Raw genomic sequence first — 15,302 nt, forward strand, 5'->3', positions numbered from 1 at the left:
CTGTGCAGTATTCAAGACCGCCTTCGCCGGCAAGCCGGCTCCTACAGAGAAGGCGGTCCAAAGATCGACCTCTAGATCATCCCTTTGATGTAGCGGCCTACCTGTCGAACACGTGTGTATCGGTCGAGCAGGGCGGTGGTCGGGCGGGCGATGTGTTGTCGTGCCTGTTCCGGGCTGCAGGGCATGCCGCGTATCTGGGACAGGGTCCGTTCTTCGCCGTCGGCGGTTTGCAGTACGCCCGGACGAATACGCCATAGCGGTATACCCAGGGCTTCGGCACGGCGTTGCAGGTCGTGGATTTCGCTGGTGTGCCAAACCACTAGCCTGTCCGTTTCACGGGTCGCGGCCTGGATCAAGTCGGTGCTGTCGCCAGCGAACGTCAATCGCCCCCAGCGACTGTTGAGCAAAGCGCGGATCGTCGCCCGTTGACGTCGAGGCACTCCGACGACGGTCACGTTACCGGCGAACAGACTGTCCTGGTGCTTTTGTCGCGCCAGTTGGCGGGCCACGGTCATGACGTCGCAGCGCTGGTCCGTCAGCGGGTCGACGTAACGGCAATAACGGATGTAAGCGGCCGCCACGAGTTGTTCCAGGGTGGGGCGCGCCTGGCGGCGGGGGATGGGCAGACGGTCATCGGTCAAACCCCAGCCGGCATAGAACGGCAAGCCGAAGCAGGTCACCGGGATGCCCTGAATCAGTGCCTCAAGCCCGGCCTGACTGGTGCCGACATAGACACGCTGCGCCCGGCGAGCGAGGGACGCCCACGAAACATGGCGGCTTTCCAGCGGGATACCGCGCTGAACGGCGGCATCGAACAGGCAGCTTTTTTTATGGCCGTTGACGCAGTCCGGGTGAATCCGCACCCGCACATCCGCCTCGGGATTTTCCGCCAGCGCAGCATCGAGCATGCGGATGAAATCGGCTTCGCACAGTCCGCCACCGGGAATCGAAAAATCGCCATAGGTCTGGTCCACCACCAGGACCAATGGCTTTTCGCGGCCCAGCGCGTCGTCATCGCTCAAGTCCGGCGCGTTGTTGTATTTGCCGATGCCGCTGCTGCGCATCAGGGCAATCAACGCTGCTGCGGTGGCCAGTTCTGCACCGGTCAGGTCATGCGGCGTCTGCAGCATGTTTTCCAGCAGCGACGGCCGATCGGCGAGGTAATGAATACCGATGGGGTCGACCACCATCGACATCGGTGTATCACCCTCAACTCCCAGCGACGAAGAGCGCAAAAATCCGTCCTCCAGTGCTACATAGGGAATCCCCCAGCGCTTGCACAGCACTCGCGCATGGTCGGAGGAGCGCTTGTAGCCGATCCCGGAGATGGCCTTCAATCCCGCGGGCTTCTGTCGGCCGCGCCGCCACAACCAGTGCGGCGGTCCTTCGGGATCGAGGAACTCACTCAGGTGGAAGACCTTCCACATCACCCACTGCGACATGATGCCTACCCAGCCGGGACCTTCCACCAGGGACTCCAAGGCAACGGATCGATTCATTTCGGGGCTACTCATGACTTGGCGATACCGTACGACGCAGATTGATGATGGCGGGGATCGGCATCAGATGTTTGAGCCAGCGCAGGGCGAAGGTGCGTCTTGGCGAAAAGCCGTGGTGGGCGTAAAACGCTCGGGCCGGCAGATTGTTCGCCTGCACTTCCAGCTCTATTTTTTCATGATCAGTGTCACGCGCCTGAATAAGCACGGCGTGCAACAAGGCACTGGCAACACCCTGGCGGCGGGCGATTTTGCGAACGCGCAAGCCATACAGATAAAATCCGAAGTGCCACTCGCGCCATTCGCTGACAGCAAACATGCCATAGCGCAGTGCGCCACCGAGCCGGCCGAACTCACGCACGAATGGCTGCATGCCAGGGGAAAACGGTCCGCGCCGAAGGTGCTTGAAGGCGGCATAGCCAATAGCGGCATCCCCTCGATAGGCAACCAGCACCCGGTCCCAATTGATCCCGTCCGCCAACAGGCGATGGCGACAATCCTCGTCTCCGAGCATGAATGCCAGTGAACCGCGGCCTGAGGTGATCCATTTTGCAATCGCCGGGTCGCGCACCGAGTTGCTGGAGGCGAGGGCGATCTGCAAAGGTTCACTACGGGTCTGAGTCATTACGCGGGTGCCAACTGATCGACAAACGCCTTGGCCAGTTGCTCGACCCCCAGGTCTGCGAGCGGACTGCCGGTCGGCGCGGTGTTGGACCAGATGAAGTACTCGGTGTCGCCATCCGGCGCGCCGAGGACGCCATAAACGTCGGGCAGGATGGGCACATGGTCGCCAAAAAAACACAGCCCGGTGGGCGTACCGCGCGCCAGAAAGTGCCCGCGCAATTGGCCAAGCATGCGATCGGCGTTGCTCAAGTGGCGTACGTAAGGGGCGAGGTCGCGCAGGCCGTCCGGCAGGGGACGGTCGAACCATTGCGTGAGGTCGGCCGCTTCGACCGTCTCAAGGTGCAATGGGCCGTGGTTTTCCATGGTGATGGCATGGATGAACAGCGGCTGCGTACGGCCAGGGGCATCGAGCAGCTCGGTGATCTTGTCGGCCACGGCGCAGTCGCCGATAAACGGGCCGGCCTTCTGTTGTTCAGTGAAGCTGCGCACATCGATGAACTCATCGAAACCCAACGCCGGCAACACCTTGTCGCGACCATAAAAACTGCCTGCATAGGGATGCACGCACACCGTGCGATAACCCTGGCGTTTCAGTGCCAGGGCGATGCTGGCGACGCCTTGACGCGCCAGATGGCGATAGGGGTTGAAGCGGTGGACGCCGAGCTGGTCCACCTTGATGCCGGTGAGAAACGCGAACTCAGTGCGCACAGTGTTTGCACCCCAGGCCGCGACCTGCAATCGGCCTTGTGCCCGCGCTTCACTGCGCAAGGTGTCGAAGTGGCCCAGGACCTGCGGCCGAATGCCGGGCCACAAACGGCGGGCATCGAAAAACGACTCGCTCTGAACCGACACCAGATCCGCGAGGGTGACATCGATCATGGGTCGTGCCTGATCCTCTGCGAATGGCGAGTTCAATTGCGCCAGCGACACAGGGCGCCGGGCGGCGAAAAAATAGGTCCACAAACTCGCGGCCAGACCCCAGCGAACCAGGTCAAGGCTGGCGTCAAAGGTCGCTTGCAAAGGCTTTCGGCTGCCGAGCCACAGCAAGGCCAATCCACACAACAAGGCGCTCGACGCAACGACGCGGGCATCGGCGCCGACAGGTTCGAAATACAAACCGCAGGCCAGATAAACGACAAACAGCAGCGCCAGGCCTATGGCCTTGCCGATGCCGAAGAAGGGTAAATACAGGCGCGGAAAGCGCACGGCATCGCTGAAATACTCGAAGTCGGCGCACACGAAAGGCTCGCGCAGCGAATGGTATTTGGCATTGCTGACCAGCACGATCAATAGCCACAGGGCCAGTACGTTCACCGCACTGAACCAGGCGCGCCCGGTGATCAGGTACAGCAAGCCCACCGCGAAAACCCAGGCGCCTGCATGAAGCAGCCAGCTGCCTAATGGGCGACGCCATCCGGGACGAGGTATCAGCAACAGTTCGAAAGCGCAGGAAAGGCAAAAACCAAGCACAACCACCAGAACAAAAGCACTACTCAACAAATCAGGCACCGTAATCCAGCCACCGCAAAATGATCGAAGACAGCCGTGGCGGAATGACCCCCAGAGCCCAGCATCCAAGGTTCAGCGGGAAGGGAAAACTGATGCGCGCCTGGTTCGCCGCCAGGCCGCGCCGGATTCGTCGGGCAGCCTTGTCCGGCGTCCAGAGCAAAGGCTTCGGACCGGGCATTTCAAAGCACATTTTCGATTCGACATAGCCGGGCATGATCACGTTGATCTTTACCCCATCCACCGCCACCAGGTCGCGCATGGCCTCACCATAAGCCTTGATCGCCGCCTTGCTGGCGCTGTAGCTCGGGGTGGCCGGCAAGCCGCGCCACCCGGCCAGCGAACTGAACAGGGCGATCTGCCCCGACTTGCGTGCGCGCATGGCCGGCAGGGCAGCCTGCACCGTGGCGAGCGCTGCCAGTACGTTGATTTCGATCAGCGCCCGGGACAGCTCCCAGACTTCGCCTTCGCCATTTTCACCGGTCGAAGTATTGACCCCGGCACCTACGATGATCAGGTCCGGTTGCTCGCTGACGCTGATCTCACTGATCCAGCTGCGCAGGGCATCCAGGTCCTGGACATCCAGCGCTTTCAGCAACACCCGGGCGCCGGCGGCGCGGCATTGCGCGGCCATTTCTTCCAGGCGGTCCAGACGTCGGCCCTGCAGGATCAGAGTCACCCCCGGTGCCGCGTAGGCGGGCGCCAGGGCGCCACCAATTCCACCCGTGGCGCCGGTGATGAGAATGCAGCGTGGAGACTTTTGCAGCGTCATAGGTATTGTTCAATCTTCGAGGTCTTGGCCATCAACACTTCCAGGGAGTTGTTCACCGCCATGTCGATGCCACAGCGGGTATAGAAGCCGCCGTTGACTTGCGTGGTGTGAATGACTGTGCTGCGAAAGCGTTGGAACAGCGTGGAGTCGGGTGGCTCCGGGGAGTTCCAGAACTCGTCGAGGCCACTCTGGTGCGTCAGCCCCTTGAGGTTGTAGATCGGATCGCTCAGAGCAATGGTCGGTACGCTGTGCATCAGCGACGAACCGCCCACGGTGCTGTTGACCGTGACCACGCCGGCCACATGGGACAACAGTGTCGGCATGTGCCCGCTTTCCAGGAAGTCCACACGGTCGGCGATGCCGAGCTTGTGGGCAATGCGTCGCGTGATGCGGTGGTAATTGATGATCCCCGGCGTCAACGGATGGTTCTTGACCACCAGTCGCGCGTCGCTGCCGGCATGCCGGGCGAACGAGCCCATCACATGCTTGAGCACATCCTTCATGTGTTTGAACGGTGAGTGATCGCGGATCTGCGCATCGCTGTCCAGCTGCAGCGGCAACAGGAAGGTGCGATGGCGGTTGCGCGCCACCTCACTGATCACCTCGGAATCGCGCCCCTTGGCACTGACCAGGCGAAGCCCCTGGCGAATGTAACCCGCATATTCCACGGCCGCGTTGAACGGGGCGTGAGTCTTGTAATGGGGAAACACGGCTTTGTTCAACGCGCCACCGACGTGGTACATCACGTCATGAAAGGCCCGTGAAGCGAAGGACAGGCGGAACGAGTTGCCGTTGTGGTAACGCGGAATGTACTTGCCGACCTCCCGATACCACTCCGGATCCCGGGGCAGCAGCGAGTGATTGTTCACCCCGTTGCGCTCAAGGGTGATCCAGTACGGGCGGAAGTAGCCTTCCTCGAACACGTGCACGCGAATACCCAGGGACTTGGCCAGCTCCACCGCCGGTTGATGCACCGGACGGCAATCGCCGAACAGCACCACGTCGGTGATGTGGTCAGACTTGAAGCAATCGCTGTAGAAGTTCATCAACTGCTCGGGCCGCGCCGAATAAAACACGCGCGCGCCGCTGCCGTACAGGAGGTCGCCCATATTGAAATTGACGGATTTGACCAATTGCCCCTCGGTCCGCAGTGCTTGCACCAGACGCGAGAAAAACGGCGAACTGACGCCCTGCAGGAACAGGAACGAGTTGCGTGGTTTCACCGACACCACACGCCTGGAACGCTCTACCGGCACTACGACTTCCCTGGCAGTGTTCTCAAAGCGGTAGGGAGCAAACGCTGAATCATCTCTCGCCATGTTGGCGTTCTTCCTTGCGTAGGTACTTCATCCCAGTTCTGAATCTCGATTAGCGTGCGTTCGGGGGTGGTGAATTTTCGTGTGATTCGGCTTACGTAGGTCGGGTAGCGAATCAGGGTCCCGGCCACCAGTTCATCCAGGCTCAGGCGCCGACTGCGGCGCGCCTGGACATCGGCACTCAAGTCGCAATCCCGGGTCAGCCCCCAGCCGGCATAGAACGGCTGGCCGTAGGTGGTCACCGGAACCCCGCGCAACAAAGCCTCGAAGCCCGATTGCGAGGTCAGTACATGCACCTCGTCGACCTCGGACAGCAATTCGTGGAAAGGCACATCGCCCACCACCTGGTTGCACCAATCGCTGGTGCGTTCTTCGTGTTCACCGGCCTCGCGGGTGCCGGCCAGTACTTCAGGGTGCGGCTTGTACAACAGCCACGCCATCGGATGGCGCTCGCGCACCGCCTTGAGCAAATCAAGGTTGCGGCGGATCCGGTGCGCCCCATAACGGATCGAAGCGTCCGATTCCACCTGGCCCGGCACCAGAATCACCCGCTCGACACCGGCCGGACGTTTCCACGTCGAGCCCGGCAGGTTGTACTTGGTCACGCCGGCCGTGCAGATTGCCTCACGCAACGCCGCTGCCCGCTGCAACAGACCGGGCGGGCACGGTTCATTCTGCAAAAGGTGTTCCAGACGCGAAGGCCGGGTCGCGTCGTAATAGATGCCCAGGTCATCGAAGACCCAGGACAACGGCCGGGTTTTCTTCGCGCCCAGGCCGACGGAACGCAGAAAACCGTCTTCGACGCGGCCGAGGTGGTTGTCGATTTTCCTGGTCAATGGCACGTCGTGCTGGCAACCCCAAGTGATGATCGGGTCGATACGGCGACGGGAAAAACGACCGAGGAAACGAATCGTTGAACCATTGAAAAAATCCAGCACCAACGGTTGCTTCCACTTGCTGAAGCCAACCATTTGCAGGTCCTGAGGCAGCCGGCTGCGCATCCGTCGTTGCAGGCCCAGCCACTTCAGAACGGTTTCGGGCTCACAGGGCGCCCCTGTCTCCGGGTCGACATAGCGCGGGTATTCCACCAGCGCCGCGTGCAGCAATTGTTCAAGGCTTACGCGCTGGCGCCGTTCGGGGGCGGGCAGGGCATCGACAGTCAAGCCCCAGCCGGCATAGAACGGCATGCCGAAGGTGTAGACCGTCACGCCCCACAACAACGCATCGAAACCCAGTTGCGAGGTCATCACGTACACGGCCTGCACGCCGGACAACAACTCCGCCGGATGCACATCCTCGGCAATCACCCTCACACGAGGGTGTTTGCGCAGCGCCACCAGGTCGAAGTGGCCTTGCTTGCGCCCTGCCACCACATCGGGATGAACCTTCACAACCACGGTGCTTTGCGGGTGGCGGGCGAGCGCCGCGTCGAGCATGCGCTCAAAGTCGGCAGCGCTGGCACCCTGCAGCGATGCATCACCGCGTGTCTGATCCGCCACCAGCACGCAGGGCTGCGGCAAGTCGAGAGCCTTGATGCGGGCGCCGTTGTATTTGGACACCCGCTCCTCGCACCAACTGGCTTGCAAGGCACGGGCACGCAGGTTCTGAGCCTCGGTGAGCGGAACCGGGATCAACTGTTCGAGGCGAGAAGGACTGCTGGCATCGTAATAAATGCCAAGGGGGTCAACGACCAGCGACAACGGCGGCTCATCGGCTCCCAGGCCCACTGAGCGCAAAAAACCGTCTTCCACCGTGAGCAATGGCAACCCGGCCTCAACGCCGGCAGCCTCCGCACGCAAGGCGCTAGGCTTGCGACCCCAGGCAAGAACTTCATCGGCCTGGCCAATATCGCGCACCGATCCACACAGCAGCCGATACTCAGGCAGCAACGCGGGAAGGGTGGAGATCTGTTGCGCACCTTTGGACAGAATCAACAAAGAGCGACGCGATGGAGCGACATTGTCCATAAAAAACAGCGGTTATCCATAAACAGGCGCACGTATCCAGCCAGGCGCGATCAATGCGAACCTGACGGAAATGCTCGGTAGAATTTGGCGCAGATGATAATACAAATGGCAGCTTGCTACCGATAAAAATAGGATTATTCCTACAGGTTTTTCACCTCTTTTGTGGGTGCTCAATCTCAATGCGATTACCGGAGCAAATACTCCGATGAGCGGTGCGTTTGGCGGTTGCCAACGAGGTTGACAATATCTCGCTTTTCGTAAGCGCTTGCTTGCCAGCGAACCCGCCCTTACATCATGCCCTGCCTAAAAGAGCACCCTGTGCCAACAAGTACTCGTATTTCTGGTGCAACAGATCCAGCTTGCCGCGTTGCTGATAATCGGCAATTGTTTTGGGTCGCAGGAAATGCCAGAGGGAGTTCTGCAGGAAAAAGTAATCCATGTTGTGCAATGCACTCTGTTCATCGAATCGCTTGTCCAGCGCAGCAATATAGGACCGTAAAAAGTACTTGCGGATTTTTGTGAAGCGTGCCATGTCTACCTGGCGGAAAATCGCACTTAGGTACGCACCTCCATCAAACCCGATCCGACCTACTTTCACCTCGCTCCAGTCGATCATCTGAAAGCCTTCTGGCGAAGAAAAGAAATTCTTGGCCAGGTAATCCATATGACAAAAACAGCGCTGGCTATTACTTGCGCGTTTTTTTGCGAGTTTCAACGCGAGTTCCAACCCTGATAGCCGCTCATGAAGTCCCTGAAAGCGTGCGTCGTCGGGGGGCAGCTCGTTGAGAGAAGGCAGGTATCGCACAAAATTGAAGCGCCAACGCAACAAATACCACGGGCGAAAAAAATCCATTTCCCAAAAACGGTAGCGTTGTGCCCAATTTCCAGCTTGTAGGTGCAGGTTGGTGAGATGTTCTATTTCTGCGATGCCCAATCCAAGCTGCGTCGCTATTTTGCCCATTCGAGGTGGTTTTCCCCGGACAAAGCGTGTGAAGACCAGACTTTCCCAAGGGGTTTCGATAACACCCAGGCATTGCGGGTGTCGGAAGTGGGTACTGTTGGCCAGCACATTGCCCTCGCGATGGAAGCGCGATTCAAGGCTGGAGATGCCAAACAATTTGCGAATCGATTTTTCTACGACATCCAGCGAGGCGCCCGTCTGTCGATGGGTCAGGCAATGGTGGTGTACATGATTGACGAAGGAGGCATTGGAGGCCAGGTCCGAGGTGGTGATGCTGTACTCATCCAGCGCGAAACCGAGCACATGGCTCAAACGTTTTTCCAGAGTGGCCTGACGCCACCAGAAGACATTGTTGCGAGCAAACATCCCTTGTTTCTCTGATTCGGTATCCATGGGCTCCAACTGTGAACAACCGCTCGAATTCTGATCGGAAAAAGCAAGTCGTTCCCGGAGCACGCTGTGCCCGAAAAGAGTATTGGTCGATCAAACGAGGCGCGATATTACGGACTCTGACTTCTGATTACCATTGTCATGGTGAAGACAGGATCATTGCTATGCGTTGATCGGATGCGCGCACATCAAAGTTCCCTGCTGACGGCTCAACCGTTAACATACGCGCCACTCGAATCAAGGAGCGATCGCTACCTTCATGAATCGGCCAGCTGGCAGGTCAATTGCCTGTCGATCATGTAAAGGAGTCAAGGAAGGTCAATGTTAAGTATTAAGCACATCGTTTTCAGCCTCTTGAGCATGCATGCGTCAAGCGTTTTGGCTTGGGGTATCGAAGGGCACAAGACCGTCGCCCTGATCGCTGAATCCAGGCTGGACCCGGTGGCTAAAGCCGAAATTCAACAGCTGTTGGCGCAGGAAGGCGCAACCAGCCTGGGGGACATCGCCACTTGGGCAGATCAGATAAGGGGGACGGAACCCGGGCTGATCAGCCACACCGTTCGTATGCCTTTTAGTGCCACTGTGTATGAGCCAAAACGTGACTGCGGTCACAAACGCAAATGCGTGGTTTATGGGATAGAGCGATATGAAGCCATCCTTGGGCAAAAGGACGCTCCAGCTTCTGATCGATTGCGGGCTCTGAAGTTCGTCGTGCACTACGTCGGCGACATCCACCAGCCGCTGCATGCCATCAAGCAAACCGGCGGTGTGAAGGTCCAGTTCGGAAAACGCGAGTACACGCTGCACAAGGTCTGGGACACCATTTCCGTCCGTTCGTTGAAGATGCCTCCTGCCGAACTGGCAGCCGCTCTACTGGCCGCAAGCCCGAACGTTTCTCAGGGCACGCCCGAACAATGGGCAATGGAAAGTCATGAAATTGCCAGACGCTATATCTACAGCGACAACCTGCAACTTGCTGACTCAAAGTCGATGATGAGGTTGCCGAAAACCTATTTGAAAGACATATCCCCGGTGGTCAAGACAAGACTGACCGATGCCGGACTTCGGCTGGGCACTTTACTGAATCAGGTGTTGGACGCTTCGCCTACCTCCCTGTAAGCGCGCCACTTAACCAAGGACCCATGTTTTTCCCATGAACCACCTCCCAATTGCTAAAGATGCACTCAGCGCTCAAGCGCAAGCTATCAGCCAACTCGCAGAGCGTCTTGACGGTGAATTCCAGCGTGCTGTGGAGCTCATTCTGGGTTGCAAGGGGCGTGCGGCCGTCTGCGGCATGGGCAAGTCCGGACTGATCGGTCAGAAGATGGTCGCTACATTTGCTTCAACCGGTACGCCGAGCCTCTTCCTGCATCCGGCAGAAGCCTTCCATGGCGATCTCGGCATGCTCAAGCCAAGTGATGTGCTAATCCTGATCTCCTACAGCGGGGAAACCGAAGAAGTCGTCAAGTTGATCCCGAGCCTTAAGTCCTTTGGCAACAAAATCATCGCCATGACCGGTAACGGCCAATCGACCCTGGCCAGGCACGCCGACATCTGGCTCGATATTTCCGTGGATCGTGAAGTGTGCCCCAACAACCTCGCACCGACGACTTCAACGTTGGCGACCATGGCCATGGGAGACGCGCTTGCTGTAGCGCTGATTGCAGCGCTCGACTTCAAACCGATGGACTTCGCGCGCTACCACCCCGGTGGCAGCCTCGGTCGCAAACTGCTGACCCGTGTCAGTGACGTGATGCACACCAACATCCCGAAAGTGACCCGTGATACCTCATTCCATGATTGCCTGTTAGTCATGACGTCTAGCCGCCTCGGGCTTGCCCTGGTCATGGAAAGCGACAGACTCGTCGGTATCGTCACGGACGGCGACCTTCGCCGCGCATTGTTAGGCAATCCAGGTGTCGTCAACGAAAACGTCGACGCGTTCCTGACATCAAGCCCGCACACCGTAAAAGCCTCTGCGCAACTGTCCCAGGCAGAGGCGTACATGCTGGAGCACAAAATCCGCGCATTACCGGTGACGGACGATACAAGCGGTGAAGTGGTTGGGGTTGTCGAGATATTTGACTGATCCGAAAAATATTTGACTCCGCAAACTCAATGATGAGGGCGCGGGGGGTGGGATTTTAGTCGGTCAAGCAAGACCATCGAGTGCTGAACATTGTCAGACGCAACCAAACACAACATCACGGCCATCGTGCCGCTGGATCTGATGCACCGCCCCTTGGACATCATTTCCAAGGCGCGACAGATGGCCGTGGCTGCAAATCGCTCAAACGTAAAAGTCATCTTTGCTCACAATGATCGCGGCCTGTGGGTGGATAAGCTGTTCAGGCTCGTCATTGGCAGGTGCGAAGGTGCGTTTGCTGTTTCGAAACCCTTCTACACGGGAAACGTGAATGCGGCATTGCTGCGTAATGAAGCGTTCAAGCATGTTAAAGATGCCTATCTAACCTTGTTAGATGTAGATATCTGGCCTGATTTCGCGCTTATTGAAAAGTACAGGGCTAAGGTTGAATCTCGAGAGCGACCGTTTTACATGTTGCCGTGTCTGTACCTTACGAAAAAAGGGTCCAGTGATCTGAAACGATCAAAAGTTAATGTAAAACAGCTGACTCAACTTTTTTTTAACTTTTCGCGTAAAGAGTTCCTTCATCTGGCAAGCCCCTCATCTGTCATCATAATGCGCAGTAAAGACTACCCGCTCGTTGGTGGATTCAATGAAGCTTTTTCAGGCCATGGCTATGAAGATTTTGACTTCATGATGCGACTGGCTGAGGTTCATGGGAGTCTGCATAGGGCGCCGGATTTGTTGCTGGACAAAACAGCGAGGTCTCCTCTCTTTGCCCGTGGTTTTCGACGCTATCTCGGGGAAAGCTGTTTTGAGGCTTTGTTGGAAAAAGATGTGGCGTTTCACGTCTTTCATGAGAAAGTTGATGTTGAGGGTTATCAGGCAGCGCGAAAGAAAAATTACGAATTATTTGTTTCGCTACATGAAGAAAAAGCCATTGGAAAGGTGGTTGGTGATCCCACGTTGATTTCACTGTTTGCCCAGATGTGCGCGGATAAAAATATTGACGTAAGCGATTACGGCATTCTTTTTGATAATAAGCCTGGTCATGTCGACAGATTTGACACTTTTCGGCGGCGTTTAAGGTTCTTATTAAATGAATAATGTTCAGCGGTTCAAGAAGCTTCGTAAATTTATAAAAGATCCGAATCTGTTTTTCTATGACATGTTCAGGAAGCGCGTTTTTAATGGGTTGGAAGTAGCTGTTTCTGCAAAAACGGATGCAGTGACAATGCCTGCGCTAATAGATCTTGAAATTATTCATCAGATTGGAGTGCAAGAATATTTGCGCAGGTCGATGGGCGCAGCGTATGGGGCAGAAGATGGAAGTGATAAAAACAGCATTTTGATTTGGTCAGGTTATCTATATCGTTTAATTAGCTTTGTAGCGGTACTGAAAGAGTCTTTATCGATGAATGTGACCGTCTATACAATGGGCGGAGCGTACAGTTACAGGTCTAAGGTTGGTGAAAGAGTCGATGTTCGTGGTGTCGTCGAGAAACTTGGTTCTCGACCAGATTTTGTTCTGGAGATGAGTAATCAGTTAGGCGTCTTGTATGTGCTTCGCATATATCAATATGATATCGATGCTGAAGGCTTTGCAAATGTTCGATCCTCCAAAGCATTGATTAAGAAGTTCCAGGTAAAAGAGCTTGATGCTATTTATTCTGGGGCACCAACGGGGTGTGGATATACGAGTCCAATAGATGCGGTTTATACATGGGTAAACCACGCCGATGAAGACTGGCAAAACTTCTGGCTGTCGACGTTTCCTAACGATGATTTTGATCCGGACAGATACACTTCAAATGACGAGTTGCGGTACTCTCTAAGATCTTTGAATAAGTATGCGCCTTGGTTGAATCGCATTTTTATTGTTTCTAACTGCAGTCAGCCAGAGTGGTTGAAAAAACATCCTAAAATTGTATGGGTTAAACACGAGGATATATTTCCGGTAGACTCAATGCTTCCAACGTTTAACTCACATGCTATTGAGTGCTGTTTGCATCGTATTCCTGAACTTTCAGAAAATTTCTTATATCTCAATGACGATTTTGTACTAGGTCAACCTTGTTTGCCGAGTGATTTTTTTGATGATATCGGGCGGTCAGTAGCCTATTTTGAATCCTATGGTATGGTGGACTCAAAAGCGGGCAGGGATGAGTCGTTGGATTATTTGGCTGCAGCCAATAACTCCAAAAATCTGTTGAAACTGGCATATGCGGAGTATGAAGCCAGGTGCTTGCATCGACATGTACCGTATTCATTGAAAAAATCTGTATTGAAAGAGATTGAAGATAACTTCTCTGACGCTATGGACGCTACGCGGCACGCTAAACGTCGATCCCTTGAAGATATCAACTTGACCTCTTTTTTCTATCATCATTATGCCTATGCAAGCGGGCGAGCCGTTAAGGGGGTCGCAAGTAGCTTGATCGTGCGCCCGGGCAATGTGGCGCAAGTAGTAGGTAAGGACGCATACAAATACAAACTGCTTTGCTTTAATGATGGCGATGGCAGCGCTGCGGACATTGCTTACAAAGAGCAAACGACTAAGTTTTTCACGCAGCGCCTAATCGAGCCTGCTGCCTGGGAGTGATGGCGGGTGCGATGAATGGTTTCGTATTGGTTTTTAATAATAAAAGTGGTTGATTTGTAATTAATTTAAATCTGTTGTTTGAATTGATTATTTGAAACGAGGTACGTATTTTGAAAATTGCTGTTTGCGCGATCTGTAGAAACGAAATTGATTATGTCGAAGAATGGATCTCATATTACAAAGTTATCGGTTTTGACTCTGTATATATTTACGATAATGTTAGTGATGATGGTACGTCAGAGTTATTGACAGCGCTTCATGGTATCGGCGAGATGACTCGAGTTCATTGGCCGAGACGCGATGGTATACCCCCTCAGCGAGATGCCTATGGTCATTTTATTGAGGAGTTTTCATCGGATTATGATTATGTTCTGATTTGCGATATTGATGAATTCCTGGTTGTCGAAAACGGTACCGTTAAAGAGCTTCTTGCTGAAGCTGAACACAAACATGGCAATGTTGGCGCTATAGCGTTCCCTTGGCTAATATTTGGTTCTAGTGGACTTGAAAAGTCATCGGGTGGATTGGTTGTCGATCGCTTTAAAAAGTGCGACAAAAAACCATCTACTGTTGTGAAGACAATGTTTTCTCCGAAAAATACTTACAATATGCGTACGCATATTTGTGATTTGTTGTCAGGCGCATATCTCGATAATACATTGGCAGTTGCTGATTGGAATCAGTCGATGCCGATCAAGTTGAAGGGATCTTCCATGGGGCGTGCAGTGGTGCATCACTACTACACAAAGTCTAGAGAAGAGTGGACAAGGAGACGCTCCCTGCCAAAAGCAGACCGCGCAAATCAAGAGCTGAAAAATATCGCGGAATTCGATAAGTTTCATAATCAAACGCACGAGCGAATGGGTGCAGAAATAGAAAGTTCGACCGTTGTTCGGTATATGAACGGGGTTAGACAGAATCTTGATGTTTTGAGGGCTAAAGTTGATGGCGCCCGAGTAGACTTGATTTCTGTAAACAAGGATTGGATATTTGGCGTTGTTTACGATCTGGCCTCAAGTGAGAGCGTAAAAATTAGAGTGATGGGCTCTACAGGTAAGGAAACAGTTGTTGCCACAAAGCCGTTGAGTAGCACTGTGCATGTCTTTACGGTTAAAACAAAGTGGAGAGACACTTTTTCCGAGGACTTTAATATTTCCATTGTGGGTGGTAGTTCAACGCGACTTTTTACAAGGCGAGACTGGCCTGATTCTGAGAAGTCTATAGAGTTGTTAGTAAAGTACTGTCCTGATGCGGAAGAGCATATTTTTTCTATTTTTCTTAATATGCTAGAAGAAAAGCCTGATGCCAGGATTTTGCAATTGGTTCGCAGTTTGAAGTTTGCAAAATATACAAAGTGTCGTGATTTTATAGCTGCATTGAGTGCTCATGTGGAGTCGCCGGCGCACGGATATCTCAAAGATTTTGCCAAGGTCTGCGGAGAGGATTTATTAAAGCAGATTGCTGATCCTACAAACAAAAAGCGTAAATACATCGTGAACGCTGTTCGTAGTTAAACAGTGCTCACTTTGGGTTTTTTGAAATCAGCGTATTGGTTTGGGAGAAAAGTTATTTTTTGAGTCGG

12 protein-coding genes are annotated in these 15,302 nt (G+C 54.7%); 5 read left to right on the top strand and 7 right to left on the bottom strand.

Annotated features, from left to right (window positions below; translation table 11 throughout):
• Positions 1-71: 71 nt before the first annotated feature.
• The 7 genes from AD668_RS09585 to AD668_RS09615 form a co-directional block, all read right to left on the bottom strand.
• The gene (locus AD668_RS09585) at positions 72-1,499 is read right to left on the bottom strand and encodes a capsule biosynthesis protein (RefSeq protein ID WP_053157557.1); all 1,428 of its coding nucleotides are present in this window, start codon (positions 1,497-1,499) and stop codon (positions 72-74) included.
• A gap of 7 nt (positions 1,500-1,506) precedes the next feature.
• Complete coding sequence (locus AD668_RS09590; protein ID WP_053157561.1) at positions 1,507-2,121, bottom strand: GNAT family N-acetyltransferase; 615 nt, start codon at positions 2,119-2,121, stop codon at positions 1,507-1,509.
• Entirely contained in the window at positions 2,121-3,479 is a 1,359-nt protein-coding gene (locus AD668_RS09595; protein ID WP_256220606.1) for an LTA synthase family protein, read from the bottom strand. Before AD668_RS09595 ends, AD668_RS09590 begins: the two co-directional genes overlap by 1 nt.
• Before the next feature lie 142 nt (positions 3,480-3,621).
• Positions 3,622-4,398, bottom strand: coding sequence for an SDR family NAD(P)-dependent oxidoreductase (locus AD668_RS09600; RefSeq protein ID WP_053157564.1), 777 nt, complete (start codon positions 4,396-4,398; stop codon positions 3,622-3,624).
• On the bottom strand, positions 4,395-5,654 hold the full coding sequence (locus AD668_RS09605) for a capsular biosynthesis protein (RefSeq protein WP_082344440.1): 1,260 nt from the start codon (positions 5,652-5,654) through the stop codon (positions 4,395-4,397). The genes AD668_RS09600 and AD668_RS09605 overlap by 4 nt, the downstream gene beginning before the upstream one ends.
• Positions 5,654-7,681 carry a capsular polysaccharide biosynthesis protein gene (locus tag AD668_RS09610; protein ID WP_053157566.1) on the bottom strand — a complete coding sequence of 676 codons (2,028 nt, stop codon included), beginning with the start codon at positions 7,679-7,681 and terminating at the stop codon, positions 5,654-5,656. The genes AD668_RS09605 and AD668_RS09610 overlap by 1 nt, the downstream gene beginning before the upstream one ends.
• 292 nt (positions 7,682-7,973) lie before the next feature.
• Positions 7,974-9,035, bottom strand: a complete 1,062-nt coding sequence (locus tag AD668_RS09615) for a phosphotransferase (RefSeq protein ID WP_082344441.1) — start codon at positions 9,033-9,035, stop codon at positions 7,974-7,976.
• A 318-nt stretch (positions 9,036-9,353) separates the two neighbouring features.
• On the opposite strand from AD668_RS09615, the gene AD668_RS09620 reads away from it, so the two are divergent.
• From AD668_RS09620 to AD668_RS28680, 5 genes are all read left to right on the top strand, one after another.
• Entirely contained in the window at positions 9,354-10,151 is a 798-nt protein-coding gene (locus AD668_RS09620; protein WP_053157569.1) for a S1/P1 nuclease, read from the top strand.
• Positions 10,152-10,185: 34 nt separating this feature from the next.
• The gene (locus AD668_RS09625; RefSeq protein WP_053157572.1) at positions 10,186-11,121 is read left to right on the top strand and encodes an SIS domain-containing protein; all 936 of its coding nucleotides are present in this window, start codon (positions 10,186-10,188) and stop codon (positions 11,119-11,121) included.
• Between the two features lie 90 nt (positions 11,122-11,211).
• Positions 11,212-12,225: a galactosyltransferase-related protein gene (locus AD668_RS09630; protein ID WP_218187253.1), complete on the top strand. Its 1,014-nt coding sequence runs from the start codon at positions 11,212-11,214 to the stop codon at positions 12,223-12,225.
• Complete coding sequence (locus AD668_RS09635) at positions 12,218-13,720, top strand: stealth conserved region 3 domain-containing protein (RefSeq protein WP_156322323.1); 1,503 nt, start codon at positions 12,218-12,220, stop codon at positions 13,718-13,720. Before AD668_RS09630 ends, AD668_RS09635 begins: the two co-directional genes overlap by 8 nt.
• A gap of 110 nt (positions 13,721-13,830) precedes the next feature.
• Positions 13,831-15,234 carry a glycosyltransferase family 2 protein gene (locus AD668_RS28680; RefSeq protein WP_172681812.1) on the top strand — a complete coding sequence of 468 codons (1,404 nt, stop codon included), beginning with the start codon at positions 13,831-13,833 and terminating at the stop codon, positions 15,232-15,234.
• Positions 15,235-15,302 lie beyond the last annotated feature (68 nt).

Source organism: Pseudomonas sp. P1.8, assembly GCF_001269805.1.
Lineage (GTDB): Bacteria > Pseudomonadota > Gammaproteobacteria > Pseudomonadales > Pseudomonadaceae > Aquipseudomonas.